The organism is Brevundimonas vesicularis (genome assembly GCF_900445985.1).
In the GTDB taxonomy this organism is placed as follows: domain Bacteria; phylum Pseudomonadota; class Alphaproteobacteria; order Caulobacterales; family Caulobacteraceae; genus Brevundimonas; species Brevundimonas vesicularis_D.
The window spans coordinates 1,163,953-1,188,228 of record NZ_UAQP01000005.1 but is presented as its reverse complement, the minus strand read 5'-3'; the positions used below and the strand labels follow the sequence as shown (position 1 = coordinate 1,188,228).

Here is a 24,276-nt window from a genome sequence, read left to right as displayed (position 1 = left end):
TTAACGGTGAGGGCAGCCGGGCCAGCAGCAGGGGCGGCGCTTGCCGTCCTTGAGGTTGGAACATCCCCAATCCAGCCGCTTTCGCCGGGTCTCCTCCTTCTTGGCGGACTCGATCCAGCAAATCCATTCGTTGCGGGCCAGGGGCGTGATGTCGCGCCAGGTCGCCAAGGCGTCCGGCGCGGCGACCAAAGTCTCGCGCAGGTCGTCCGGCAAGTCGTGAACTACGCCGCCCGGGATGTCGGTCGCATCGGCCATGCCCATTTGTCGCAGCGACAAGTCGGGTGCGCAACGGCGCGTCAGAATCGCCGTGCGAGACCGACGCCAAACTCCACATCCGGACTGTCGTGGTTCAGGCCGAAGTTGAGGCCGAAATCCAGCTGGGCGTCGGGCAGGGACGGGGGCGACCAGACGGCGGTCAGGTCGAAGGTGGACGGCGTGGTCGGGGCGACGGGATCATCGTCGCGGCTGATCCAAACCTCGGCGCCCAGGTCCCATTGGCCGAAGCCGCGTCCGACGCCGGCGACCATCGTATAGGCGCCATGGCGGCCGTCGCCGTCCGCATCCGAGACCCAGTCGATCTCGGGCGACAGGCTCAGACTCCAGTGGTCGTTCAGCGGGATGGAGACCGGCAGGATGACGCCGCCCTCGAAACCGTCGGCGCGAATATCGCGCGCACCCGTCGGCGCGGTGATGAAGCCGGAAATCGCGACGGACAGGCCCGAGCCGTCAGGGTTCTTCAGCGAGTGCCGCAGGCCGATACTGAGATCGCCGACGCCTTCGTTTACATCACGATCGCCGGTCGCGCGGTCGAGGACCCGTTCTTGGTTCCAGGTCGTGAGCCCGAGTTGAAGCTCAGTCAGGCCCGTCAGGCCATAGCGCACGAACAGATCACCGGCGTCCCAGGTGTCGGTCCGTGTCGTGCCGTCCGTCTGACGCGCGCCGTCGAACAGGCCGAGTTCGACCTGCCAGCGGCCCTTGTCGAGGATGCAGGTCGGGGCGCCCTTGCCGGGGCGATCGGCGCAGAAATCGCGCTCTGGCGCAGACTGAGCCGCCACCGCCGTGGGCGAGACCAGGGAGGCGATCAAGGCGATCAGAAGGGGCGGGCGCATGGCGGATCTCGCAGCGATGTCTCGCCCGATCATGCCGCCCGCGCCTTAATCAGCCGTGACGCCAAGCCGGATATCAGGCCGGCTTTTCTTCCAGACGCTTGTCCAGATAGGCGCCGACGCGGGTTTCGACCGCCCTCATGTGGTCCTGCCAGAAGTGGCTGGCGCCCTCTTCCAGTTCGTAGTCGATGATGATGCCCTTTTGGGTGCGCAGCTTGTTGACCACGCGCTCGACCTCGACCGGCGGGACGATGGTGTCGGCCGTGCCGTGCAGGAACAGGCCGGACGCCGGGCAGGGCGCCAGGAAGCTGAAGTCATACATGTTCGACGGCGGCGAGACCGAGATGAAGCCGTCCGTCTCGGGCCGACGCATCAGAAGCTGCATGCCGATGTAGGCGCCGAACTGATAGCCGGCGACCCAGGTCTGACTGGCGCCCGGATTATTGGCCTGGAGCCAGTCGAGGGCGGTGGCGGCGTCGGCCAGCTCGCCGATGCCCGAATCGAACTCGCCCTGCGACTTGCCGACGCCGCGCGAGTTGTAGCGCAGGGTCGCAAAGCCACGCTGCTGGAACAGCTGGTGCAGGGTGACCGCGACCGGGTTGTTCATATGTCCGCCCGCCTTGGGGTGCGGGTGCAGGATCAGCGCGATCGGGGCGTTCGGGCGCTTGCCCGGGGAATAGCGGCCTTCGATGCGACCGGAGGCGCCGGGCAGGATGACTTCAGGCATAGGGGCTCTGGAATCCGTTCAACTGTCATTTCGCGAGTGCGTAATACTTGACCGCAGAGGTGGGACTTTCTAAGTCCCTCCGCAAGCGCACCGCCTTTGCGAAGGCGCGGGTTCTAGCACAGGAGCCCCGAAAAGCGCGCAATTTTTGAAGGTGCGAAATGCGTCTGTCGACCAAGGGACGATACGCCGTGATGGCGATGGCCGATCTGGCGAAGAACGGACGCGGCGAGAGCGGTGAAATCCGGGCGGTTTCGCTGGCCGAGATCGCCGCGCGCCAGGAGATTTCGCTGAGCTATCTGGAGCAGTTGTTCGCCCGTCTGAGGAAGAGCGAACTGGTCAAGAGCGTGCGCGGACCGGGCGGCGGATACCGTCTGGCCAAGGCGGCGCATGAGACGGTGGTCGCCGAGATCGTGCTGGCGGTGGATGAACCGATCCGGGCGACGCGGTGCGTGGCGCATGGCTCGCCCAAGGGCTGCATGCTGGCCGGCGAACGCTGCATCACCCACAATCTCTGGGAAGACCTGGGCGACGAAATCCATCGCTATCTGGCGGGCGTTTCGCTGGAGGATGTGGTGATGAACCGCACGGGTCAGCGTCGGCGCAATGTCGAGGCCTCTGCCGTGGGGGTCGCGGCATGAGCGGCGTCTATCTGGACTATAACGCCTCGGGCCTGGTGCGGCCGGAGGTGCTGGAGATCATGGCCAGGGCCCTGGCCGACAACGGCAATCCGTCGGCGGTCCATGCGGCCGGTCGGCGGGCGCGGGCGCGGGTTGAGACCGCTCGGGCGCAGGTCGCGGACCTGGTCGGGGCCGATCCGACGGCGGTGGTGTTCAATTCGGGCGGCACCGAAGCCAATGCCCAGGGCATCGCCAGCGCCCTGGCGGCCGGGTGCGAACGGTTGATCGTGTCGGCGACCGAGCATCCTTGTGTGGCCGAAGCGGCCGCGAATGCGGGCGTAGCCGTAGAGGTTCTGCCGGTCGATGCGAACGGGGTGGTCGATCTGGAGTGGCTGGCGCAGGCGCTGCGCCGTTCGGGCCAGGCCGTGGTCGCCATCCATCATGCGAACAATGAAAGCGGCGTGATCCAGCCGATCGCCGAGGCGGCGGCTCTGGTGCGGGCGGCGGGCGGCTGGCTGCATGTCGACGCCATCCAGTCGGCGGGGAAGATCGCTGTCGATATGCGCGCGCTGGACGCGGACACTTTGACTCTGTCGGCGCACAAGCTGGGCGGGGCGCAGGGCGTGGGCGCCCTGATCTTCAAGGAAGGCCTGTCGGGCGTGCGGATCCTGCACGGAGCGGGGCAGGAGCGGGGCCTGCGCGCCGGGACCGAGAACGTGCCGGGCATCGCCGGGTTCGGCGTCGCGGCCGATTGCGCCGCGCGGGATCTGGAGACGATGGCCTCGCACGTCGCCTGGCGCGATGCGGCCGAAGCCAAGGTCAAGGCCGCAGGCGCGACCATCATCGGCGGCGGGGTGGCGCGGCTGCCCAACACCCTGTTCATGGCCGTCGAAGGCTGGGACAGCCCGCAGCAACTGATCACACTGGACCTAACGGGCGTTATGGTGTCCGCCGGCTCGGCCTGTTCGTCGGGCAAGGTCAAGCCGTCCAAGACCATCAGCGCCATGGGTCTGACCGCACTGGCGACCGGGGGCGTGCGCGTCTCCGGTGGCTGGAGCACGGTCGAAGGTGACTGGATGCGGTTCGCCGACGCTTGGGTCGCCGCCTACAACAAGCACAAGACGCGCGCCGCCGAGCGCGTGAGAGAGGTCGCCTGATGGCCGCCGTCAAGGAAACCATCGACGCCGTCGCCGCGCTGGAGAAGTACGAGCACGGCTTCACATCCGACATCGAGACGGAATATGCGCCCAAGGGGCTGAGCGCCGAGATCGTGCGCTTCATTTCCGAAAAGAAGGGCGAGCCGGAATGGATGCTGGAATGGCGTCTGGCCGCCTATGAGCGCTGGCTGGCGATGGAGGAGCCGACCTGGGCGGCGGTCCGTTACGAGCCCGTCGATTATCAGGACCTGTTCTACTATGCGGCGCCCAAGGCGAAGGAGGGGCCCAAGTCGCTGGACGAGGTCGATCCCGAAATCCTGGAAATCTACAAGAAGCTGGGGATCCCGCTGAAGGAGCAGGAGGTGCTGGCCGGGGTGCAGGGCGCGCCCAAGGTCGCCGTTGACGCCGTGTTCGACAGCGTGTCGGTGGTCACGACCTTCAAGGAGGAACTGGCCAAGGTCGGCGTGATTTTCATGCCGATTTCCGAGGCATTGCGTGAATATCCTGATCTGGTTCGACAATATCTGGGGTCGGTTGTGCCGGTCTCGGACAACTATTTCGCGGCGCTGAACAGCGCGGTCTTTTCGGATGGGTCGTTCGTCTACATCCCGCCGGGCGTGAAATGTCCGATGGAGCTGTCGACCTATTTCCGCATCAATGCGTCACAGACGGGCCAGTTCGAACGGACCCTGATCATCGCCGACAAGGGGGCCTACGTCTCCTACCTTGAGGGCTGCACCGCGCCGATGCGCGACGAGAACCAACTGCATGCGGCCGTGGTCGAGATCGTGGCGCTGGACGACGCCGAGGTGAAATATTCGACGGTCCAGAACTGGTATCCGGGCGACGCCGAGGGCAAGGGCGGCATCTACAACTTCGTGACCAAGCGCGCCGACTGCCGGGGCGATCGGTCCAAAGTCAGCTGGACACAGGTCGAGACCGGCTCGGCCGTGACCTGGAAATATCCGTCCTGCATCCTGAAGGGCGAGGAAAGCTCGGGCGAGTTCTACTCCATCGCCATCACCAACGGACATCAGCAGGCCGACACCGGCACCAAGATGATCCACCTGGGCAAGAATTCGAAGTCGCGGATCATCGCCAAGGCGGTGTCGGCGGGTCGATCGGACTCGACCTATCGCGGTCTGGTCTCGGTGCATCCGAAGGCGACGGGGGTGCGCAACTTCACCCAGTGCGACAGCCTTCTGATCGGCAAGGACTGCGGCTCGCACACCATCCCCTACATCGAGGCGCGCAACGGCTCGGCCCAATTGGAGCACGAGGCGACGACGACGCGCCTGTCGGACGACCAGCTGTTCTACGCCCAGCAGCGCGGGCTGTCGCAGGAGGAGGCGGTGGCCCTGCTGGTCAACGGCTTCGTCCGCGACGTGATGCAGAAACTGCCGATGGAGTTCGCCGTCGAGGCGCAGAAGCTGGTGGCGATCAGTCTTGAGGGGAGCGTGGGGTGACCAGCTTCCACCAGCGCTTTTTCAATCGTCGGCTAACCGGCTTTTACTCCAAGGGACCGAAGGCGCGTCGTTTTAGTTTTATAGGCCTCGGCGTTTTCCTTACTCTTGGCGCAACCGGCCTCGCCTTGCTTTTCAATGGGCAAAAGACCCTCGGCCAGATCATCCTCGGCGCATTGGCCATTTTGATCATCGCTTACAACGGCTTTGTGTCCACTCGTTCTGACCTGTGAGAACCATGCTTTCCATCAACGACCTCCACGTCTCCGTTGGCGACAAGCCGATTCTCAAGGGGCTGACGCTCGACGTTCCGGCCGGCGAGGTGCACGCCATCATGGGGCCGAACGGCGCGGGCAAGTCGACGCTGGGCTACGCCCTGTCGGGACGGCCGGGCTATGAGGCGACGGAAGGGTCTGTCGAATGGGCGGGCGAGGATCTGCTGGCGCTGGACCCTGCCGAACGGGCGGCCAAGGGCGTCTTCCTGTCGTTCCAGTATCCGATCGAGATTCCCGGCGTGCCGGCCCTGACCTTCGTGCGGACGGCGCTGAACGCCCAGAAACGCGCGCGGGGCGAGGAGGAGGTGGCGGCGCCCGCCTTCCTGAAGCTGGTCCGCGAGGCGTCCAAGGCGCTGAAGATGGACTTCGATATGCTGAAGCGGCCGCTGAACGTCGGCTTCTCCGGCGGTGAGAAGAAGCGGATGGAAATCCTGCAGATGGCCCTGCTGGAGCCGTCGCTGCTGATCCTTGACGAGACCGATTCCGGCCTCGACATCGATGCCCTGCGCATCGTGTCGGAAGGCGTGAACGCCCTGCGTCGTCCCGACCGCGCCATGCTGGTCATCACCCACTATCAGCGCCTGCTCGACTACATCAAACCGGACCGGGTGCATGTGCTGGCCGGCGGCCGGATCGTGGCGTCGGGCGGGCCGGAACTGGCGCTGGAGCTGGAGGCGGAAGGGTACGACAAGTATCTGCCGCAAGCCGCGTGATGATGATCCTCCCCAGCAAGCGAAGCGCCGCGGGGGAGGGGGACCGCGTAGCGGTGGAGGGGGCGACCCCACACACCAGCCTTTGGTCCGCCCCCTCCACCATCCTTCGGATGGTCCCCCTCCCCCGTGAACGGGGGAGGATCAAGTGAGCAAAGCTTTTAGCATCGACCTGACCGACGCCGAGACCTATCCATCACGGCGCACGGAGGCGTGGAAATACAGCGACCTGAAGCGGTATCTTCGCGCCGCGCCGGAGCCGTCGGGTACGGCCGAGGTCGGTCCGCCGGGACCGTTCTATGATCTGGGCGGGGAGGCGATTGTCTTCGCCAACGGGCGCGCTGTCGGCGTGACCGACTTCATCGCCTCGGGCGATCGGACCCTGAGGCTGCGCTATGTGTCGGACGCCGTCGGCACGGGCCACACGGCCAGCGCGCGGGTGTCGGCGCGCGCCGGGGCCAAGCTGCTGCTGCTTGAGACCCATGAGGGCGCGGGCTCGGCCTATGTCGCGCACAATACGCTGGAACTGGACGTGGCGGCCGGAGCCGAGGTGACGCGCGTCGTCCTGGTCGAGGAGCCGGAGGACGCCATCTCCATCGCCGAGGCCCATGTGAGGGTCGAGGCGGGCGGCGTCTATCGCCAGACCATCGTCACGACCGGCGCCAAGCTGCAGCGCATCGAGACGCGCATCACCCACTATGCCCAAGGCGCACAGGTTCAGGCCGACGGCCTTTATCTGCTGAACGGATCGCGCCATGCGGACCTGACCAGCGTGGTGCGCCATGTGGAACACGACGGCGCGACCTCGCAACTGATCAAGGGCGTGGCTCGCGATACGGCGCGCGGCGTCTTCCAGGGCAAGATCGTGGTCGAGCGCGGCGCCGACGGCACCGATGCGCGGATGGGCCATCACGCCCTGATCGCCAGCGAGCGGGCCGAGATCGACGCCAAGCCGGAACTGATCATCTATGCCGACGACGTGCAGTGCGCGCACGGCAATACGGTGGGTACGCTGGACGAGAGCGCCCTGTTCTACATGCAGCAGCGCGGCGTTCCGGCCGACGAAGCCCGCGCCCTGCTGACCCAGGCCTTCCTGATCGAGGTCATCGACCGGATCCAGCACGAGGGCGCGAGAGAGGTGGCGCGGGAATGGCTGACGGCGCGGTTGTGAACACCTTTGATCCCTATGCCGTGCGGCCGCAGTTCCCGATCCTGTCGCGACAGGTGAATGGCAAGCCGCTGGTCTATCTGGACAACGCGGCCTCGGCGCAGAAGCCGCGCGCGGTGATCGACGCACTGGTGGAGACGATGGAGGGCGGCTACGCCAACGTCCACCGGGGCCTGCACACCCTGTCGAACGAGGCGACCGAAGCCTTCGAAAAGGCGCGCGAGATCGTCGCCCGCTTCCTGAACGCCGAGAGCGCCGAACAGGTGGTCTGGACCAAGGGCGGGACCGAGGCGATCAATCTGGTTGCGAATGGGCTGGGGCTGAGCATCAAGCCGGGCGACGAGATCGTCGTCTCGGAGATGGAGCATCATTCCAACATCGTGCCGTGGCATCTGCTGCGCGAACGCCGCGGGGCGGTGATCAAGTGGATCCCGGCCAAGGACGACGGCTCGCTGGACATGGCGGCCTATTCCGACCTGCTCGGGCCCCGGACGCGGATGGTCGCGGTCACCCACATGTCCAACGTGCTGGGGACCATCAATCCTGTCGCCGAAATCAGCCGCCTGGCCCATGCGGCGGGGGCGCAGGTGCTGATCGACGGGTGCCAGGGGGCAGTCCATGCGACGCCGGACGTTCAAGCCATCGGCTGCGACTTCTACGTCCTGACCGGGCACAAGCTGTTTGCGCCCACCGGCATCGGCGCCCTGTACGGGAAGGCCGATGCGCTGGAGGCGCTGCCGCCCTATCAGGGCGGGGGCGAGATGATCGAGACGGTCGAGCAGGACCGCGTGACCTATGCCCGGCCACCGCACCGGTTCGAGGCGGGGACGCCCCCGATCCTGGAGGCCATTGGCCTGGGCGTGGCCCTGGAATGGCTGGCGCAATACGACCGGGCGGCCGTGCAGGCGCATGAGCATGCCCTTTATCAGCACGCTGTTGACCGACTTCAGGGAGAGACCTGGCTGCGGATTCTGGGGGAGGCCGAAGGCAAGGGCGCGATCCTGACCTTCGCCGTCGAGGGCGCGCACGCCCATGACGTCGCCCAGATCATGGACCGTTACGGGGTCGCGGTGCGGGCGGGTCTGCACTGCGCCGAGCCGCTGGCGAAAAGAATGGGGGTGACGTCGAGCACCCGCGCCTCCTTCGCCCTATATAACACCGTGGAGGATGCCGACGCCTTCGTGGATGCGCTGATCAAGGCGCGGAACTTCTTCGTGTAAGCCGATGACAGATCAACCGATTCAAGACAGCGACGCCTTCAAGGACGCCTGGGACGAGCCCCAGAAGAGCGCCCTGTCGCAGGCCGAGCTGGACACCCTGACCGATCAGCTGATCGAGGCGCTGAAGTCGGTCTATGACCCGGAAATCCCGGTCGATATCTATGAGCTGGGCCTGATCTACCGTGTGGACGTCAACGACGATCGCGACGTGGTGGTGGACATGACCCTGACGGCGCCGGGCTGTCCGGTCGCCGGCGAAATGCCGGGCTGGGTCGAGACGGCGGTGGAAAAGGTCGAGGGCGTGCGCAGCGCCAAGGCCAATCTGGTGTTCGATCCGCCGTGGGACGCCTCCAAGATGAGCGACGAGGCCAAGCTGGCCCTGAACATGTTCTGATGGATATGTTCTGATGAGCGAGCTTCAAGCCACATCCCGTCCGCGCCGCCCGCGCCCAAAGGCCGTCACCCTGACGGACGCAGCCGCCGAACGGGTGCGTGAGATCCTGGACAATGCCGAGAACGATCACATCGGCCTGAGGATCGGCGTCAAGAACGGCGGCTGTGCAGGGCAGGAATACACCTTCGCCTATGCCGACGAGATCGGGCCGCTGGACGAGGTGGTCGAGGACAAGGGCGTCACCATCCTGATCGAGCCCCGGGCCGTGCTGTTTCTGATCGGCACCGAGATCGACTATGAGACGACGCGGCTGGCGTCCAAGTTCGTGTTCAACAATCCAAACCAGACCGACGCCTGCGGCTGCGGCGAGAGCGTGACCATCGTGCCGGTCGCCGCCGACTGAGAGGAGTCCGGTCTGATGGCTTATGACGCGGACTTCGGCGAATGGGTTCGCGAGCATTTCCACGCGCTCGGCGGCCTGGAGATCAAGCGCATGTTCGGCGGGGCCGGGGTCTATGCCTCCGGCGTCATGTTCGCCCTGTTGGACGACGGCGTCGTCTGGCTGAAGGGCGACGAGGCCTTGGGCGAGGCCTTCGTCGAGGCCGGCTCACGTCAGTTCACCTATCCGACCAAGGACGGCCGCACGATGAGCATGGGCTACTGGACGCTGCCCGAGACGGCCCTGGACGATCCCGACGAAGCCGTCGCCTGGGCCCGGCGGTCGCTGGACGTGGCGGTGAAGAAGGCGTCGGGGAAGAAGCGCTAGCCCGCATCAGGTCGAACCACCCGAACCGAGTGCCCTGGATGCGCCTCGGCCTCCGCTCTGGCGCATCGAACGGCGCTTTTGGCGTCGGTGAAAACGCCTTCGAACAGGCCGTCGCTTGAGGTGATGCGCCAGCGATCGCCGACAGGCTGGATCGTCAGGATTTCGAAGGCGGGTGGTGAAGCTAGCGGCGTTACCATTGTGTCAGGCGATATTGGTCGCGGTTCAGGCGGTCGGCCTCGGCCTGAAGTCGGGCGGCGAGACGTTCGGCCGAGATGCGATCGGGCAGGGGGCGGGTGCAGGCGTTGTTGACCGCCACGGCCCAACCGCTGGCGCGAGGCACGACCCTATAGCGTCGGGGAGGGGCGGCGCGTGTGATGCCGCCCTCGACATGGCCCTGCATCATCGCGCGCGGCCCTTGCGGATCGGGGCGCCGAACAGGGCGCCGATGAATGTCATCGCCATTTGAAGGGTTGTCGGCGCCGGGGCGGGACGTTTCAGGGTCTCGGCCAGCAGGTGGAAACGGCTCATCATCATCTCCTTGGAGCCGCAGAAGACGCCCGATCCCCGTAAAGCGGCCATGTCGAAAGCGTCGCCGGGCGTAATGCGGACCTAAAGCGGAGTGATCAGGGGCCTTGTCGCCACGCAGATGTGGGCCGTTCCGCGGTCACGCTTGAACCGCGGGTCTTTCAAACCACATACTCATCCGAACGCCGTCGGAATCGACGGGCCGTCATGCGCCGGTCGGGCCTCTTGCCCGGCGGACCCTGGCGGCGGGCCGGAGATGATCAATGGCCCAGGAGTACGCATCATGACTGAACCAAAAATCCTGCCCGTCCTGCCGCTGAGAGACATTGTCGTCTTCCCGCACATGGTCGTGCCGCTCTTCGTCGGACGCGAAAAGTCGGTGAAGGCGCTGGACGAGATCATGAAGGGCGAAAAGCAGATCCTGCTGGCGACCCAGAAGAACAGCGTCGACGACGATCCGTCGCCGGACGCCATCTATCCCATCGGCGTGCTGGCCTCGGTGCTGCAACTGCTGAAACTGCCCGACGGTACGGTGAAGGTGCTGGTCGAGGGCAAGGGTCGCGCACGCCTGACCCGCTTCACCGACCGTGAGGAGTATTTCGAGGCCGAGGCCGTCGAGATCGATGACGAAGCCGGCGACGCCTCGCAGGCCGAGGCCATGCTGCGCGCCGTGGTCGAGCAGTTCGAAAACTATGTGAAGCTGAACAAGAAGGTCCCGCCCGAGGCCCTCAGCTCCATCCCCCAGATCACCGACGCCTCCAAGCTGGCGGATTCGGTCGCGGCCCATCTGTCGGTCAAGATCGCCGACAAGCAGGGCCTGCTGGAAACCTTCGACGTGCCCAAGCGGCTGGAGAAGGTCTATGGGCTGATGGAGGGCGAGATCTCGGTCCTTCAGGTCGAAAAGAAGATCCGCTCGCGCGTGAAGCGCCAGATGGAGAAGACCCAGCGCGAATATTATCTGAACGAGCAGATGAAGGCGATCCAGCGCGAGTTGGGCGAGACCGACGATGCGCGCGACGAGATCATGGATCTGGAGAAGCGCATCCGCAAGACGCGCCTGTCCAAGGAGGCGCGCACCAAGGCCGAGGCCGAGGTCAAGAAACTGCGCAACATGAGCCCGATGTCGGCGGAATCGACGGTCGTGCGCAACTATCTCGACTGGCTGCTGTCCGTGCCGTGGGGCAAGGCCAAGCAGAAGCCGATCGACCTGGCCAAGGCTGAGGACATACTGGAAGAGGATCACTTCGGCCTGGAGAAGGTCAAGGAACGGATCATCGAGTATCTGGCGGTCCAGGCCCGCACCGGCAGCCTGAAGGGTCCGATCCTGTGCCTCGTCGGCCCTCCCGGCGTCGGCAAGACCTCGCTGGCCAAGTCCATCGCCAAGGCGACGGGGCGTGAGTACGTTCGCATGTCGCTGGGCGGCGTGCGTGATGAGAGCGAGATCCGCGGTCACCGCCGGACCTATATCGGCTCCATGCCCGGCAAGATCATCCAGTCGATGAAGAAGGCCAAGACCACCAACGCTTTCGTCCTGCTGGACGAGATCGACAAGCTGGGATCGGACTGGCGCGGCGATCCGTCGTCGGCCCTGCTGGAGGTGCTGGACCCGGCCCAGAACTCGACCTTCGGCGACCACTATCTGGAGGTGGACTACGACCTGTCCCAGGTGATGTTCGTGACGACCGCGAACAGCCTGAACATGCCGCAGCCGCTGATGGACCGGATGGAGATCATCCGGGTGTCGGGCTACACCGAGGATGAGAAGGTCGAGATCGCCAAGCGCCACGTCCTGCCCAAGCAGTTGGCGGACCACGGTCTGAAGGACGGCGAACTGATCGTGCCGGAAGATACGATCCGCGACCTGATCCGCTATTACACCCGCGAGGCCGGCGTGCGGTCGCTGGAGCGCGCTCTGGGCGGTCTGGCGCGCAAGGCCGTGCGCGAGATGGCCAAGACGGGCGCCAAGTCGATCACGGTCGATGAGGCCAAGCTGGCCGACTATGCGGGCGTCAAGAAGTTCCGCTATGGCGAGACGGACGAGGAAGATCAGGTCGGCATCGTCACCGGCCTGGCCTGGACCGAGTTCGGCGGCGACATCCTGACCATCGAGGCGATCAAGATGCCGGGGCGCGGGCGCATGACCGTGACCGGCAATCTGAAGGACGTGATGAAGGAGTCGATCTCGGCTGCGGCGTCCTATGTGCGGTCGCGGGCCCTGGCCTTCGGCGTCAAGCCGCCGGTGTTCGAGAAGACCGACATCCACGTCCACGTGCCGGATGGCGCCACGCCCAAGGACGGTCCGTCCGCCGGCGTCGCCATGACGGTGGCGATGGTCTCGGTCCTGACCGGCATCCCGATCCGCAAGGATATCGCCATGACCGGCGAGATCACCCTGCGCGGCCGCGTCACCGCCATCGGCGGTCTGAAGGAGAAGCTGCTCGCGGCTCTGCGCTCCGGCGTCAAGACGGTGCTGATCCCGCAGGAGAACGAGAAGGATCTCGCCGACGTGCCGGACAATGTGAAGTCGGCGCTGGAGATCGTGCCGATTTCCACGGCGGACGAGGCGCTGAAATGGGCCCTGGTCGGCACCCTGACCCCGGTCGAGTGGGACGAGGCGGCGGAACCGCTGCCGGCTCCGATCGCTGGTCCGGAAGCAGCGGCGGCGGCCGTCAGCCACTAACGCCGAGTTGAACAACGAGCGCCGCCGGTGACCCCACCGGCGGCCTTTTCGTTTTTGACGCAACCGTCGATCTGCCCTCTAGTGATTCGGCTGGGAGACAACGATGACCAAGGCAGAACTGATCGGCCGCATGGCTGCGGCGGCGAACATCAGCCGTGACCAGGCGAAAGCTGCGCTGGAAGCCTTTACCGATGGCGTGACCGAGTCGCTGGCGCGAGGCGCGGATGTGAAGCTGATCGGTTTCGGCAGTTTCGTCGCCGTGGACCGGAAGGCCGGCGTGGCGCGCAATCCCCAGACTGGCGCGGCCGTCGCCCGCCCGGCCTCGCGCACCGCGCGCTTTCGCCCAGGAGAAGGTTTGAAAAGCGCCTTGAACGGTTGAGGCGCGACGGGCATAAGCCCGTCTCTGCCCTTGGGGGCGGCTAGCTCAGCTGGTCAGAGCATCTCGTTTACACCGAGAGGGTCGGCGGTTCGAACCCGTCGCCGCCTACCAAACAAAAAGGCCGCCGGATCGCTCCGGCGGCCTTTCGTTTGTCTGGAGCAGGCTGCGATCAGAAGCGGAAGCTGGCCCGCAGCAGCAGCGAGTACCGGACATAGTCTTCCAGCAGCTCGGCGTCGCCGGTCAGCGACAGCATACCCAGTTCGTTGCCGAAGTTCAGGCGGAAGCCCAGGATCGGCCCGCCGCCTTCGATGGCGTCCGGCGACAGGATGAAGTCTGGGCCGCCGCTGGCGAAGCGGGCGATGGTTTCGCCGGCGTCCACCGAGATGTTCTGGCGATAGCCGACGCGCAGTTCCGGACGGATCCAGCCGTTGCGGCCAAAGCCATAGCCGACGTTCATCGCCGCAACCGCCGAGAAGATGTGGCTGTCGCGCGAATCGATGTCGAGGTCGAAGCCGTCGCCGCCGCCCTTCTCACTGCGCGAGCCTTCCGACAGGCTGAAATATTCGCCGTAGATTTCTGGGCGAATGTTCAGGCGGCCGAAGTTGCGCTCATAGGAGGCACCGCCGGCGACCGCCGCGGTCCAGCCGTGCCAGTCGGACTTGTTGTTCAGATAGACGCCTTGAGCGACCAGCGAGCGGTCCGCGCTGAAGGAGGCATAGCCGCCGGCCGCACGGGCCCAGGTCGTCCAGTACTGACCCTGAGCGCGCCAGTAGAGGCCCAGCTCCAGCAGGTTGGCCGACAGGACCTCTTCAGCCTCGGCCTCGGGGTCCTTGATGTCGGACGAGGTGAACGCGGCCGAGATGCCGACGGCGCCCAGGCTGGTGCCCTTTTCGACGCCGCCTGCGACGCCGAAGCCTTCGGACCGGAAGCCGTAGGAATCGGTCTTGTCCTTGTCGGCGTAGAAGTTGATCTCCTGCACCCAGGCGCTGGTTTCACCCGGCGCAGCGGCGGCGTTGCGGCCGGTCAGCGCGCGGGTCACGGCATCGACGCCGGCCGACAGCGACATCAGCGGTCCGCCGGAGTGGTCCGGCAGCATCTGCTCGTAGGCGTCAACGAAGCCGTCTCGCGACGTCTGCGAAAGGAACAGATTGCGCAGCGTCTCATTCGATCCCAGCGCGCCATAGACGGCGTCGTAGGCGGATGCCTCGACCGGGATCAGCCCGGCCTCGGATGCTGTGCGGCGACGGGCGTCGACATAGACGGTGTTGCCCGCGACGCCGCCTTCGACGACGTAGAGATAGGGCGAGTTGTCGGATAGCAAGGTCTGGTTGATCTGACCCGCGTTCAATGTACCGGCGGTGATGACGTTGAACCGCTCAGGTCCGTCGATCAGCGAAGCGAAGCGTACGCCCAAGGTCGAGCCTGTCGCCAAGGTCGCATTGCCGCTCACGTTGAAACCGCCAGCGCGGTCGTTCGCCGGATCCAGATTGACCAAGAGCGTGCCTTCCGAACCGATGTTCAGGTTCGAAATCGCCGTCGCACCCGTCTGGGTTGCATTCAGGGTGCCTTTCGACACGTTGATATCAAGCAGACCGTCGTCGTTTTTGATTGCGCCCGAAACGACGGCGCCGCCGCTGATGTTCAGTCGATCCGCACCTGAGCCAAAATCGATATCACCGGAGACAACGCCGTTCTCGATGTTGAACGTGTCGGCGCCTGAGCCAAACTTGATCGCGCCGACGATGGCGGGTTCGTTACTGTCCGGCACGCCGTCCTTGTCAGTGTCGGTCGCCGTGCTGCCAGCGGGCGCCAGAACGCCGTACTGACGCACAGTGGCGCCGGTCGTGTTCGAGGACAGATCAATGGCAATCGCTGTTCCATCAACCGGAGTAGTGTCGCTGCTATTCGGAACAAATGAGCCGACGATCGAGCCCGCATTGCTCAACTGGGTCAGCGAACCGGACTGATCCCGGATCGCCACCGCCGAGCCATGGTTTCCAGTGTAAGAGGCGACGATGTTGCCCGTGTTCGTCAGAGACCCGACGTTCGCACCGGCCCCAATAAGAATACCAGTCGAGACTTCCGTGCCTTTGCCGGAGGAAATCGCCTGGATATTGCTGGCGTTACTGATCGTCGGCGTTGTGACGCCGGACCCGACCCAGAGGCTCGTGGCATTGGCGTCCAATGCGGTGGACGTAATCCCGCCTTCGTTGCGAACGCCGCCAACGATATTGACCGCCTGGCCGCCGGTGACGCCGAGCTGAACCGCACGGGCTTCGACGCCGGAATACAGACCCGAGCCTGTGATTGTGCCGCGGTTAATCAATCCATAGGCCGCGTCGCCAGTCCCAACCGTGCCCAAGGTGACGGAGTTGGAGGTCGAACCGATCAGCAGCGCAGGCGCGCCGCCCAGCGATGTGATGGAGGCCGTCGTCTGGCTGGCGTCGGGAATGCCGTTGCCGTCACGGTCCGTATCGTCACGGTTCTTGACGCCGTCGCCGTCATCGTCCTCGTCGCCGTTCTTGACGCCGTCCTTGTCGTCGTCGCCCTCGATGCCGGCCTCGGAATAGGCGAGCGCCTTGTCCAACAGCACGCCGCCGGCGACATTGGCTCCGACGCGCACGGCCGGTCCGCCCTGCAGCAGATCGTCGGCTGGATCAAGTTCGTCGAGGAACAGGGTCGTGGCGTTGTCGAACGTGCCGGTCGTCGGACGCGCGGGCGGCGGGGTGGTGTATCGATATCCCGTCGCCACCACCGTGGAATGAATCTTGAGCGCACCGCCGACATCGCCCTCGATCGAGACGCCGGTCGCATTGGCGCCGAGCGCCGAGATGGAGCCGGCAAGATCGACGTTGCCGGAAATCGGGCCCGTGGTGCGGATGGCGGCGCTGTCGTTACCAGTCACACGGACCGTGCCCAGGCTCTGAAGCTTGCCGTTCAGCGCGGATTCGACCGCCAGGCCGTAAGAGTTGTTGCCCTCGACTGCGATTGCGCCAGAGCCTTCGACCACAATGTTGCCGGTGAAAGGCGAGGCGCCGGTGACCCGTACGCCGTAGCGGCCGGTCCCGGTGGCGAACGGACCGTCCAGGTCGCCGTCGCCGTCGGTGTCCTTGATGTCGGCCGTTTCCTGGGTGTCGTTGACGGTGATCGAGCCGCCGACAATCACCGAGCCGGTGTTGCCGCCGTTGACCAGAAGACCCGTCGAGCCGTCGGCCGACTTGTCCATCGTGATCGAGCTGCCGCTGTCCAGATCGACGGTGTTGTTGGTGTTCAGGGTAACCGCCGCGCCCGAGGCGACGGCGACGCTGCCGCCGCTGGCGATCCGGATGTTATCGGCGGCTGTGCCCGTCGCATTGGACGTCTGGATCGGCGTGGTCCGGGCGTTCGAGATGACGATCTCGGCCTGGGATCCGGTGGCGACCATCAAGGGGGCGATCGCCACGGCGGTCGCGAGCAAAATACGCATTCGGTAGAAACCCCTGGTGGTCACGCGTCACGTTACGGGAGACCCCTTAGCAGGGTCCGCGCCAGCGTTCCAAGTTTATCGAATTTGAGGCGAATGCAAGGCCGTGATGGTCCTTAGGCAATCCTGTAATGCGACCCGCGTTCGCTCGTCGATGCCCGATAGGCCGAATGCGGAGGGAATCGCGACTGCGCGCACTTGAGCTTTGCCGCGCCCGGGTTTACGGGCGTCGAACGGTCTTAGAGGCTGCGTCTCGTGGACGCATCCATCGAACCCCTTCGGCGTTCGACAGCCCAGACCAGGCGAGAACACTCCATGAGCATGACAGACCTCGACGTTCAGGAAAGCGAACTCCGACTGATTCCGGGGCTGGACGTGGAAGTCGCCGATACGCTGCGGGCCCTGAAGGCGGCGGCGATGGACGAGCGGCCCCGGCTGGTGGACAGCACAATGCTCTATGCGCCGCGCTCAGGCGGGGTGAAGCGCTATATCCTGTCCAAGAAGGCGTGGATCGAGGCCAATCGGCCGGGGGTCAGTCACTCGCTGATCGTGCCCGGCGCGCGTCACAAGGCGAGGGCCGACGGCATCGTGCAACTGCGGGCGACCAAGCTGCCGTTCGGCGACGGCTATCGTTGGCCCAGCTCGGTGAAGCGCTGGAGCGCCTGGGTGGCGGCGATGAAGCCGTCGATCATCGAGGCCGGAGACCCTTACACGCCGGGGCAGGGGGCTTTGGAGGCCGGCCAGCGGGTCGGATGCCCGGTCGTCGGCTTCTGCCACTCTGATCCGGCCGGGCTGGCGGCGTTGCATTTCGGCGAATGGGCCAAGAAGCCGGTGGAGAAGCGCTGGGCGAAGCTGTTTTCACAGTTCGATCGGGTCGTGTCGCCCAGCCGCTTTATCGCGCGGCGCCTGGAAGAGGCCGGTGTGAACAACATCGTCATTCGGCCTCTGGGCGTGGAGATCGACACCTTCCGTCCGGAACGCCGTGACCGGCAGTGGCTGCTGAAACAGCTGGGTTTGGGCGACGACGCGCGTCTGCTGTGCTTCGCAGGTCGTCCGGCCAAGGAAAAGAATGTCGATGTGCTGATCGAGGCGGTTCAGAAGCTGGGCGCCCCCTATCACCTGGTTCTGGTCGGCGCTGGGGCTGGGATGCCCGAGGAAGATCGCGTCATTTCCATGCCCTATGAAAGCGATCCCAAGGCGGTGGCCAAGATCATCGCCAGCTGCGACGCCTTCGTTCACGCCAATGACAAGGAGCCGTTCGGGCTGATCGTGCTGGAGGCCATGGCCTGCGGCCAGCCCGTCGTCGGGGTCAACGCGGGCGGGGTCGCCGAAACCGTCGACGAAAGCGTGGGGCAACTGGCCGCCAGCGCCGACGCGGACGACTATGCTCAGGCGGTCGAGGCGCTGTTCGCGCGCGACATCGAAGCGATCGGCCGGGCGGCGCGCGAAAAGGCGGTCAGCCAGTTCGCCTGGAACCGCGTCTTCGAAGACCTCTGCATGGTCTATGGCGAGCTGACGGGTGAAGCGGCGTTCGTGAACCCGGATATGGCATTGCCGCTGCACTGAGCGGCCAGGGCCCCGACGCGTTCGAATGGCGCGTTTCCGAAAACGGAAGCGCGCCACTTCTTTTATCGATGTCTTGAAAAGAAGTGGCGCGAGTGACGGGGCTCGAACCCGCGACCTCCGGCGTGACAGGCCGGCACTCTAACCAACTGAGCTACACCCGCGTATCAGGTCGAAACTTTTGAGCTGTTTCGAAAGCTTTTTGGGAAGGCGGTGTGCGCCACTCTTCTATTTCTAGAAAGAGTGGCGCGAGTGACGGGGCTCGAACCCGCGACCTCCGGCGTGACAGGCCGGCACTCTAACCAACTGAGCTACACCCGCGTTTCCCGGCCGAAGCGGCTGTGCGCCCCGGCGAGGGGCGTCGTTTAGGCGGGCTGACACATCGCGTCAAGCGACCTTTTCGGAGAAACGCGCGCCTCAACGCGACGGGGCTGTGGACGGTGTGACGATCGCCGCCTGGGGCGGGCTGTGCGGGCCCGCTACGCCGCCGTCGGCAGGCTCATGGGCCGCCACGGCGGGAGGCGGCGGCTCATAGTGGACGCCGACGCCCGGCCCCAGCGGCAGGTCGAAGGCGACCCAGGCCGCCACCATGGCCAGACCGGCGATCAGGAAGGCCCCGGCGTAGGGCAGCATGGTCGCCATCAACGATCCCAAGCCGAATCGCGGATCCCAACGCTGGGCGAAGGTCAGGATCAGCGGGAAGTAGCTCATCAGCGGCGTGGCGATGTTGGTGACGGAATCGCCCATGCGATAGGCGGCGGTCGTCATCTCGGGCGAAATGCCCAGCAGCATGAACATCGGCACCACGATGGGCGCCAGGGCCGACCATTTGGCTGAGGCCGAGCCGATGAACAAGTCGAAGAAGCAGGAGACAAAGACGACGCAGATCAGAAGCAGCGGGGCGGGCAGGGCCAGGGTCTTCAGTCCGGCCGCCGCATTGACCGCCAGGATCGGCCCCAGGCCCGACCAATTGAACATAGCCACGAAGTGGGCGGCGAAGAAGGCCAGCACGATATAGGGCGCCAACTGGGCTATGCCGTCGCGCATCATCGTGACCATGTCGCGGTGCGACTGGATCGTGCCGGCTCCCGCGCCATAGGCGCCGCCGGTGACGAAGAAGGTGATGGCGAAGAAGGCGACCAGGGACTTGTAGAGCGGATTGAACTTCTGCTCCGGATCCACGTCGGGATCGACGAACGGCGAGCCCGGTATGAAGGTCAGCAGGGCCCAAAGCGCGATCATTCCCAGAAGCGCCAGACCGGCGAACTTCAGGCCGCGCCTTTCGGCAGCGGTCAGGGGCTGTTTTTCCGAAGCGTTCGGTGCGGCGACGCCCTCTGACGGTTTCCAGACGCCGAGGCGCGGCTCGATCACCCGATCGGTCAGGAACCAGACGATGGGGGTGAAGACGAAGACGACTCCCACGATGAAGAACCAGTTGCCTGCGATGTTGACCGAATAGGACGGATCGATCAGACGGGCGGCCGGCTCGGTGATGCCCAGGATCAAGGCGTCGCTGGCGCCAGGGAACAGGTTGCCGGCGTATCCGCCCGACACGGCGGCGAAGCCTGCGGCCAGACCTGCCAGCGGATGGCGGCCCGCTGCGGCGAAGATGACGGCCGCCAGCGGGATGACCACGACATAGGAGGCGTCTGACGCGTGATGGGACACCATGCCGGTGATCACTACGACGGGCGTCAGTATGGAACGCGGTGCGTTCAGCAGGGCGCCGCGAATGGCGGTCGCGAACATCCCCGTGCGTTCGGCGACCGAAGCACCATAGATGATGGTGATGACGATGCCGAGAGGCGGGAAGTCCGCCAGGGTGCGCGGCATGCCGATGATCAACTGTTCCAGATTTTCGGCGGACAGCAGGCTCTTGGCGACCAGTTGATCGCCGGTGACCGGATTTACGGCGGACCAGCCCAGGCCCGCGCCGACCATGCTGAGGACGATCAAACCGCCGATCAGCCACAGGAACAGGAACACAGGATCGGGAAGTCGATTACCAATCCGCTCGACAGCGTTCAGGGCGCGGCTGGCTAGGCTCATTCGGATGACTTTCGGTTACGCGATCGGCCCGCCAATAGGCCTTTGCAGCCCTGCGACGCGCAAGCGTCGGCCCTGCGACATATGGCGCGCAAAGTTGCGAGCCGTTCTCAATGAAAATCCAATGGCCGCAGGGGTTTGAACGGCGGCGGTCTTGGGTCTAAGAAGCGCCGAATCCCGCCTCTCCCCGGCGGACGAGGTTCTTCGAATGAACGCATTCCTTCTCGAATATCTTCCGGTTCTGGTCTTCGCCGGCGTAGCCGCCTTCATCGGCATTCTTTTCATCGTGCTGCCGCTGCTGCTGGCGCCGAAGAGCCCCGACAGCGAGAAGCTGTCGGCCTATGAGTGCGGCTTCAACGCCTTTGACGATGCCCGGATGAAGTTCGACATCCGCTTCTATCTGGTGTCGATCCTATTCATTATCTTCGACCTGGAAGTCGCCTTCCTGTTCCCGTGGGCGGTGTCGATGTTCGATCTGTCGCACGCCGGCATGGTCTTCGCCTTCTGGTCGATGATGGTCTTCCTGGGCGTGCTGACCATCGGCTTCATCTACGAATGGAAGAAGGGAGCCCTGGAATGGGAGTAATCGCCGCTTCCAAGCCCGCAGGCCTGGTGTCCGCATCGGGCGCGCCGCTGGTTCCGGCCGGCGCCGGTGCGCGTTCGACTGTCGAGGGTTATGACCCCAAGGTCCACGACAAGTTCTTCGAGGCCGTGAACATGGAGCTCGGCGAGCGCGGCTATCTGGTCGCCGCCGCCGACGACGTCATCAACTGGGCCCGCACGGGCTCGCTGATGTGGATGACCTTCGGCCTGGCCTGCTGCGCCGTCGAGATGATCCAGATGTCGATGCCGCGCTTCGATGTCGAGCGCTTCGGAATGGCGCCGCGCGCCAGCCCGCGTCAGTCGGACCTGATGATCGTCGCCGGCACTCTGACCAACAAGATGGCCCCGGCCATCCGCAAGGTTTACGACCAGATGCCCGATCCGCGCTACGTCGTGTCGATGGGCAGCTGCGCCAACGGCGGCGGCTACTACCACTATAGTTACAGCGTCGTGCGCGGTTGCGACCGCGTGGTGCCGGTGGACGTCTATGTGCCCGGCTGCCCGCCGACGGCCGAGGCGCTGCTGTACGGCCTGCTGCAACTGCAGAAGAAGATCCGTCGCACGGGGACCATCGACCGATGACCTCTCTGGCTGTTCAAGCGCAACACGAAGCCGCCTTGACGCCGCTGGGCGCGGAGATGGTCGGCGCCCTGGGCGTCGAGGCCCAGGTGGCGTTCGGCGAGCTGACGCTGGTCGCGCCGCGCGAGCGGATCGTCGAGGTGCTGACGACGCTGCGCGATCAATTCGGCTTCCAGCAGCTGCTCGACCTGTGCGGCGTGGACTATCCGGATCGCAAAGAGCGGTTCGAGGTCGTCTATCACCTGCTGTCGATGACGCGGAACGCGCGCCTGCGCGTCAAGGTCTCGACCGACGAGACCCAGCCGGTGCCGTCTGTCATCTCGGCCTATCCGGCCGCCAACTGGTTCGAGCGTGAAGCCTACGACATGTACGGCATGCTGTTCTCAGGCCACCCGGACATGCGTCGCCTGCTGACGGACTATGGTTTCGAAGGCCATCCGCTGCGCAAGGACTTCCCGATGACGGGCTATGTCGAGGTCCGGTACGACGAGGAGCAGCGCCGCGTGGTCTATGAGCCGGTCAAGCTGACCCAAGAGTTCCGCACCTTCGATTTCCTGTCGCCCTGGGAGGGCGCCGAATACCCCGCGCCGGTCCTGCCCGGCGACGAGAAGGCGGGAGGCCAGGCGTAATGGCTGACGGAAACCCCACCGTGGCGCCGCTGGGCGTCGATGTGTTCGAGGACGACCTCGACACCCGCACCGCCCACGCGCGCGAGATGGAAGACCGCAAGTTCACCATCAACTTCGGTCCGCAACACCCGGCCGCGCACGGCGTGCTGCGCCTGGTGCTGGAGCTTGACGGCGAGATCGTCGAGCGCGTCGATCCGCACATCGGTCTGCTGCACCGCGGCACCGAAAAGCTGATGGAGGCCCGCACCTACCTTCAGAACGTGCCGTATCTGGACCGGTTGGACTACGTCTCGCCGATGAACCAGGAGCACGCCTTCTGCCTGGCCATCGAGAAGCTGCTGGGCATCGAGGTTCCGTACCGGGCGCAGCTGATCCGCGTCCTGTATTCGGAAATCGGCCGCATCCTGTCGCACATGCTGAACGTGACGACCCAGGCCATGGACGTCGGCGCCCTGACGCCGCCGCTCTGGGGCTTCGAGGAACGCGAAAAGCTGATGGTGTTCTACGAGCGCGCTTGCGGCGCCCGTCTGCACGCCAACTACTTCCGTCCCGGCGGCGTCCACCAGGACCTGCCGATGGACCTGATCGACGACATCGGCCGCTGGTGCCACGAGTTCCCGCCGGCGCTGAAGGACATCGAAAGCCTGGTCACCGAGAACCGCATCTTCAAGCAGCGCAACGTCGACATCGGCGTGGTGTCCAAGCAGCAGGCCCTGGAATGGGGCTTCACCGGCGTGATGCTGCGCGGCTCGAACATCGCCTGGGACCTGCGCAAGTCGCAGCCCTATGAGTGCTATGCCGAGCTCGACTTCGACGTGGTCGTCGGCAAGAACGGCGACTGCTGGGACCGCTATCTGGTGCGCATCGAGGAGATGAAGCAGTCGGTGCGGATCATGGAGCAGTGCATCCACAAGCTGCGCAACTGCCCCGGCGAGCCGGTGATGGTCGAAGACAACAAGATTGTCCCGCCGCGCCGTGGCGAGATGAAGCGGTCGATGGAGTCGCTGATCCACCACTTCAAGCTCTACACCGAAGGCTTCAAGACGCCCGAGGGCGAGGTCTACGCCTCGGTCGAGGCGCCCAAGGGCGAGTTCGGCATCTATCTGGTGTCGGACGGCACCAACAAACCCTATCGCGTGAAGATCTCGGCGCCGGGCTTCCGCTCGCTGCAGGCGATGGACTGGATGAACCGAGGCCACCAGCTGGCCGACGTGTCCGCCATCCTGGGCTCGCTCGACATCGTTTTCGGAGAAGTGGACCGATGAGCGTTCGTCGTCTCGCCAAGGAACAGCCCGCCTCGTTCGCCTTTTCGGCCGATACGACCGCCAAGGCTGAATGGTGGATCAAGAAGTATCCCGAAAGCCGCCGTCAGTCGGCGGTGATCCCGATCCTGTGGCTGGTGCAGAAGCAGGAAGGCTGGGTGTCCGAACCCGCTATCCGCGCGATCGCCGAGCTGCTGGACATGGCCTACATCCGGGTGCTGGAGGTCGCGACCTTCTACACCATGTTCATGCTGGAGCCGGTCGGCAAGACGGCGCTGATCCAGGTGTGCGGCACCACGCCGTGCATGCTGCGCGGCGCCAATGAGCTGATGCGCGTCTGCAAGGAGAAGATCGGTCCCAAGGATCATCTGTCCGCCGACGGCCGCTTCACCTGGCAGGAAGTCGAGTGCCTGGGCGCCTGCTCCAACGCGCCGATGGCCCAGATCAACGACTATTATTTCGAGGACCTGACACCCGAGACGATCGGCCGGATCATCGACGACTTCGCCGCCGGCAAGACGCCCGAGCCGGGCTCCTACATCGGTCGCACCAATGCGGCGCCGCAAGGCGGGGCCAAGACACTGCTGGATGCGACGCTGTATGACGGCTCGGCGGCCAAGCCGATCAAGAAGCTGCCGAACAGCGACCCCGCGCCGGTCGAGAAGGCGCCGGCCTGATGTCGCCGCCGGATCTGAACACCGAGGAGGGCCGCGCAGCCTACCGCAAGGAACTGCGCAACGTCGGGCGTCCGCTGCGCGCGGGCGGCCTGGCCATGGTCGTCGGCGCGGCCGTTCTGATCCTGATCTCGCGTCAGGGCGCAGTCGGACCGTGGGCGGTCAATCTCTCCTACTTCATGCTGGCGGCGGGCTGGGTGATGGTCATCGCGGCCATCTGGATGCGCACGCGCCACCACAAGCGCCGTCTGGCGGAAGGACTCTGAGGGC

The 24,276-nt window shown here is 65.3% G+C and carries 26 protein-coding genes and 3 tRNA genes; 20 read left to right on the top strand and 9 right to left on the bottom strand.

The window, feature by feature from the left end; translation table 11 throughout:
* The 3 genes from DT343_RS05940 to DT343_RS05930 form a co-directional block, all read right to left on the bottom strand.
* Entirely contained in the window at positions 1-255 is a 255-nt protein-coding gene (locus DT343_RS05940; RefSeq protein ID WP_220116480.1) for a YdeI/OmpD-associated family protein, read from the bottom strand.
* 41 nt (positions 256-296) lie between these two features.
* Entirely contained in the window at positions 297-1,109 is an 813-nt protein-coding gene (locus DT343_RS05935; protein WP_181669126.1) for a transporter, read from the bottom strand.
* A gap of 73 nt (positions 1,110-1,182) precedes the next feature.
* The gene (locus DT343_RS05930) at positions 1,183-1,833 is read right to left on the bottom strand and encodes an alpha/beta hydrolase (protein ID WP_112862117.1); all 651 of its coding nucleotides are present in this window, start codon (positions 1,831-1,833) and stop codon (positions 1,183-1,185) included.
* Between the two features lie 158 nt (positions 1,834-1,991).
* Between DT343_RS05930 and DT343_RS05925 the strand changes: the two genes are divergently transcribed.
* From DT343_RS05925 to DT343_RS05880, 10 genes are all read left to right on the top strand, one after another.
* A complete protein-coding gene (locus DT343_RS05925) occupies positions 1,992-2,471 on the top strand; it encodes an Rrf2 family transcriptional regulator (RefSeq protein ID WP_017504015.1) in 480 nt (159 codons plus the stop codon).
* A complete protein-coding gene (locus DT343_RS05920; protein WP_112862116.1) occupies positions 2,468-3,607 on the top strand; it encodes a cysteine desulfurase family protein in 1,140 nt (379 codons plus the stop codon). The genes DT343_RS05925 and DT343_RS05920 overlap by 4 nt, the downstream gene beginning before the upstream one ends.
* Entirely contained in the window at positions 3,607-5,073 is a 1,467-nt protein-coding gene (gene sufB / locus DT343_RS05915) for a Fe-S cluster assembly protein SufB (RefSeq protein ID WP_066626515.1), read from the top strand. Before DT343_RS05920 ends, sufB begins: the two co-directional genes overlap by 1 nt.
* A complete protein-coding gene (locus tag DT343_RS05910) occupies positions 5,070-5,303 on the top strand; it encodes a hypothetical protein (RefSeq protein WP_112862115.1) in 234 nt (77 codons plus the stop codon). The genes sufB and DT343_RS05910 overlap by 4 nt, the downstream gene beginning before the upstream one ends.
* Positions 5,304-5,308: 5 nt before the next feature.
* Entirely contained in the window at positions 5,309-6,058 is a 750-nt protein-coding gene (sufC, locus tag DT343_RS05905; RefSeq protein WP_112862114.1) for a Fe-S cluster assembly ATPase SufC, read from the top strand.
* A 145-nt stretch (positions 6,059-6,203) separates the two neighbouring features.
* Positions 6,204-7,226, top strand: a complete 1,023-nt coding sequence (sufD, locus tag DT343_RS05900) for a Fe-S cluster assembly protein SufD (protein WP_112862113.1) — start codon at positions 6,204-6,206, stop codon at positions 7,224-7,226.
* Positions 7,205-8,443 (top strand): aminotransferase class V-fold PLP-dependent enzyme, encoded by a 1,239-nt coding sequence (locus DT343_RS05895; RefSeq protein ID WP_112862112.1) that lies wholly within the window; start codon positions 7,205-7,207, stop codon positions 8,441-8,443. Before sufD ends, DT343_RS05895 begins: the two co-directional genes overlap by 22 nt.
* Positions 8,444-8,447: 4 nt before the next feature.
* A complete protein-coding gene (locus tag DT343_RS05890; protein WP_017504008.1) occupies positions 8,448-8,837 on the top strand; it encodes an SUF system Fe-S cluster assembly protein in 390 nt (129 codons plus the stop codon).
* A gap of 13 nt (positions 8,838-8,850) precedes the next feature.
* A complete protein-coding gene (locus DT343_RS05885) occupies positions 8,851-9,240 on the top strand; it encodes a HesB/IscA family protein (protein ID WP_112862111.1) in 390 nt (129 codons plus the stop codon).
* 15 nt (positions 9,241-9,255) lie between these two features.
* Positions 9,256-9,603: a TfoX/Sxy family protein gene (locus tag DT343_RS05880; RefSeq protein WP_112862110.1), complete on the top strand. Its 348-nt coding sequence runs from the start codon at positions 9,256-9,258 to the stop codon at positions 9,601-9,603.
* A 190-nt stretch (positions 9,604-9,793) separates the two neighbouring features.
* Here DT343_RS05880 and DT343_RS05870 read toward each other — a convergent pair whose 3' ends face one another.
* A complete protein-coding gene (locus tag DT343_RS05870; protein ID WP_112862108.1) occupies positions 9,794-10,006 on the bottom strand; it encodes a hypothetical protein in 213 nt (70 codons plus the stop codon).
* The gene (locus tag DT343_RS17180) at positions 10,003-10,182 is read right to left on the bottom strand and encodes a hypothetical protein (protein WP_146756713.1); all 180 of its coding nucleotides are present in this window, start codon (positions 10,180-10,182) and stop codon (positions 10,003-10,005) included. The genes DT343_RS05870 and DT343_RS17180 overlap by 4 nt, the downstream gene beginning before the upstream one ends.
* Before the next feature lie 229 nt (positions 10,183-10,411).
* Between DT343_RS17180 and lon the strand changes: the two genes are divergently transcribed.
* The 3 genes from lon to DT343_RS05855 all read left to right on the top strand — a co-directional run bounded on the left by lon (position 10,412) and on the right by DT343_RS05855 (position 13,298).
* A complete protein-coding gene (gene lon / locus DT343_RS05865; RefSeq protein WP_112862107.1) occupies positions 10,412-12,808 on the top strand; it encodes an endopeptidase La in 2,397 nt (798 codons plus the stop codon).
* Between the two features lie 103 nt (positions 12,809-12,911).
* On the top strand, positions 12,912-13,187 hold the full coding sequence (locus tag DT343_RS05860) for an HU family DNA-binding protein (protein WP_112862106.1): 276 nt from the start codon (positions 12,912-12,914) through the stop codon (positions 13,185-13,187).
* A gap of 34 nt (positions 13,188-13,221) precedes the next feature.
* Positions 13,222-13,298: transfer RNA gene (locus DT343_RS05855), tRNA-Val, on the top strand.
* Between the two features lie 58 nt (positions 13,299-13,356).
* On the opposite strand, the gene DT343_RS05850 is transcribed toward DT343_RS05855, so the two are convergent.
* On the bottom strand, positions 13,357-16,653 hold the full coding sequence (locus DT343_RS05850; RefSeq protein ID WP_112862105.1) for an autotransporter outer membrane beta-barrel domain-containing protein: 3,297 nt from the start codon (positions 16,651-16,653) through the stop codon (positions 13,357-13,359).
* A 312-nt stretch (positions 16,654-16,965) separates the two neighbouring features.
* Here DT343_RS05850 and DT343_RS05845 point away from each other — a divergent pair, with 312 nt between their 5' ends.
* Positions 16,966-18,216: a glycosyltransferase gene (locus DT343_RS05845; RefSeq protein WP_112862104.1), complete on the top strand. Its 1,251-nt coding sequence runs from the start codon at positions 16,966-16,968 to the stop codon at positions 18,214-18,216.
* Positions 18,217-18,300: 84 nt separating this feature from the next.
* Here the strand turns inward: DT343_RS05845 and DT343_RS05840 are convergent.
* From DT343_RS05840 to DT343_RS05830, 3 genes are all read right to left on the bottom strand, one after another.
* Positions 18,301-18,377, bottom strand: a tRNA-Asp gene (locus DT343_RS05840).
* Positions 18,378-18,457: 80 nt separating this feature from the next.
* A tRNA-Asp gene (locus DT343_RS05835) sits at positions 18,458-18,534 on the bottom strand.
* A 96-nt stretch (positions 18,535-18,630) separates the two neighbouring features.
* Positions 18,631-20,262: an AbgT family transporter gene (locus tag DT343_RS05830; RefSeq protein ID WP_112862103.1), complete on the bottom strand. Its 1,632-nt coding sequence runs from the start codon at positions 20,260-20,262 to the stop codon at positions 18,631-18,633.
* A gap of 205 nt (positions 20,263-20,467) precedes the next feature.
* Here DT343_RS05830 and DT343_RS05825 point away from each other — a divergent pair, with 205 nt between their 5' ends.
* The 6 genes from DT343_RS05825 to DT343_RS05800 all read left to right on the top strand — a co-directional run bounded on the left by DT343_RS05825 (position 20,468) and on the right by DT343_RS05800 (position 24,272).
* The gene (locus tag DT343_RS05825; protein WP_017503999.1) at positions 20,468-20,845 is read left to right on the top strand and encodes an NADH-quinone oxidoreductase subunit A; all 378 of its coding nucleotides are present in this window, start codon (positions 20,468-20,470) and stop codon (positions 20,843-20,845) included.
* A complete protein-coding gene (locus DT343_RS05820) occupies positions 20,815-21,444 on the top strand; it encodes a NuoB/complex I 20 kDa subunit family protein (RefSeq protein WP_112862102.1) in 630 nt (209 codons plus the stop codon). The genes DT343_RS05825 and DT343_RS05820 overlap by 31 nt, the downstream gene beginning before the upstream one ends.
* Positions 21,441-22,070, top strand: coding sequence for an NADH-quinone oxidoreductase subunit C (locus DT343_RS05815; RefSeq protein WP_017503997.1), 630 nt, complete (start codon positions 21,441-21,443; stop codon positions 22,068-22,070). The genes DT343_RS05820 and DT343_RS05815 overlap by 4 nt, the downstream gene beginning before the upstream one ends.
* 86 nt (positions 22,071-22,156) lie before the next feature.
* Entirely contained in the window at positions 22,157-23,335 is a 1,179-nt protein-coding gene (locus DT343_RS05810; protein WP_088582886.1) for an NADH-quinone oxidoreductase subunit D, read from the top strand.
* Positions 23,332-24,009 carry an NADH-quinone oxidoreductase subunit NuoE gene (nuoE, locus tag DT343_RS05805; RefSeq protein ID WP_112862101.1) on the top strand — a complete coding sequence of 226 codons (678 nt, stop codon included), beginning with the start codon at positions 23,332-23,334 and terminating at the stop codon, positions 24,007-24,009. Before DT343_RS05810 ends, nuoE begins: the two co-directional genes overlap by 4 nt.
* Positions 24,009-24,272 carry a hypothetical protein gene (locus DT343_RS05800; protein WP_017503994.1) on the top strand — a complete coding sequence of 88 codons (264 nt, stop codon included), beginning with the start codon at positions 24,009-24,011 and terminating at the stop codon, positions 24,270-24,272. The genes nuoE and DT343_RS05800 overlap by 1 nt, the downstream gene beginning before the upstream one ends.
* The last annotated feature ends 4 nt before the right edge of the window (positions 24,273-24,276 follow it).

Excerpts from the sequence above, each read along its gene's own strand:
- DT343_RS05940 (WP_220116480.1), bottom strand. The coding sequence starts at position 255 with ATGGCCGATGCGACCGACATCCCGGGCGGCGTAGTTCACGACTTGCCG.
- DT343_RS05935 (WP_181669126.1), bottom strand. The coding sequence starts at position 1,109 with ATGCGCCCGCCCCTTCTGATCGCCTTGATCGCCTCCCTGGTCTCGCCC.
- DT343_RS05930 (WP_112862117.1), bottom strand. The coding sequence starts at position 1,833 with ATGCCTGAAGTCATCCTGCCCGGCGCCTCCGGTCGCATCGAAGGCCGC.
- DT343_RS05925 (WP_017504015.1), top strand. The coding sequence starts at position 1,992 with ATGCGTCTGTCGACCAAGGGACGATACGCCGTGATGGCGATGGCCGAT.
- DT343_RS05920 (WP_112862116.1), top strand. The coding sequence starts at position 2,468 with ATGAGCGGCGTCTATCTGGACTATAACGCCTCGGGCCTGGTGCGGCCG.
- sufB (WP_066626515.1), top strand. The coding sequence starts at position 3,607 with ATGGCCGCCGTCAAGGAAACCATCGACGCCGTCGCCGCGCTGGAGAAG.
- sufC (WP_112862114.1), top strand. The coding sequence starts at position 5,309 with ATGCTTTCCATCAACGACCTCCACGTCTCCGTTGGCGACAAGCCGATT.
- DT343_RS05895 (WP_112862112.1), top strand. The coding sequence starts at position 7,205 with ATGGCTGACGGCGCGGTTGTGAACACCTTTGATCCCTATGCCGTGCGG.
- DT343_RS05890 (WP_017504008.1), top strand. The coding sequence starts at position 8,448 with ATGACAGATCAACCGATTCAAGACAGCGACGCCTTCAAGGACGCCTGG.
- DT343_RS05885 (WP_112862111.1), top strand. The coding sequence starts at position 8,851 with ATGAGCGAGCTTCAAGCCACATCCCGTCCGCGCCGCCCGCGCCCAAAG.
- DT343_RS05880 (WP_112862110.1), top strand. The coding sequence starts at position 9,256 with ATGGCTTATGACGCGGACTTCGGCGAATGGGTTCGCGAGCATTTCCAC.
- DT343_RS05870 (WP_112862108.1), bottom strand. The coding sequence starts at position 10,006 with ATGATGCAGGGCCATGTCGAGGGCGGCATCACACGCGCCGCCCCTCCC.
- DT343_RS17180 (WP_146756713.1), bottom strand. The coding sequence starts at position 10,182 with ATGGCCGCTTTACGGGGATCGGGCGTCTTCTGCGGCTCCAAGGAGATG.
- lon (WP_112862107.1), top strand. The coding sequence starts at position 10,412 with ATGACTGAACCAAAAATCCTGCCCGTCCTGCCGCTGAGAGACATTGTC.
- DT343_RS05860 (WP_112862106.1), top strand. The coding sequence starts at position 12,912 with ATGACCAAGGCAGAACTGATCGGCCGCATGGCTGCGGCGGCGAACATC.
- DT343_RS05850 (WP_112862105.1), bottom strand. The coding sequence starts at position 16,653 with ATGCGTATTTTGCTCGCGACCGCCGTGGCGATCGCCCCCTTGATGGTC.
- DT343_RS05845 (WP_112862104.1), top strand. The coding sequence starts at position 16,966 with ATGAGCATGACAGACCTCGACGTTCAGGAAAGCGAACTCCGACTGATT.
- DT343_RS05830 (WP_112862103.1), bottom strand. The coding sequence starts at position 20,262 with ATGAGCCTAGCCAGCCGCGCCCTGAACGCTGTCGAGCGGATTGGTAAT.
- DT343_RS05825 (WP_017503999.1), top strand. The coding sequence starts at position 20,468 with ATGAACGCATTCCTTCTCGAATATCTTCCGGTTCTGGTCTTCGCCGGC.
- DT343_RS05820 (WP_112862102.1), top strand. The coding sequence starts at position 20,815 with ATGGAAGAAGGGAGCCCTGGAATGGGAGTAATCGCCGCTTCCAAGCCC.
- DT343_RS05815 (WP_017503997.1), top strand. The coding sequence starts at position 21,441 with ATGACCTCTCTGGCTGTTCAAGCGCAACACGAAGCCGCCTTGACGCCG.
- DT343_RS05810 (WP_088582886.1), top strand. The coding sequence starts at position 22,157 with ATGGAAGACCGCAAGTTCACCATCAACTTCGGTCCGCAACACCCGGCC.
- nuoE (WP_112862101.1), top strand. The coding sequence starts at position 23,332 with ATGAGCGTTCGTCGTCTCGCCAAGGAACAGCCCGCCTCGTTCGCCTTT.
- DT343_RS05800 (WP_017503994.1), top strand. The coding sequence starts at position 24,009 with ATGTCGCCGCCGGATCTGAACACCGAGGAGGGCCGCGCAGCCTACCGC.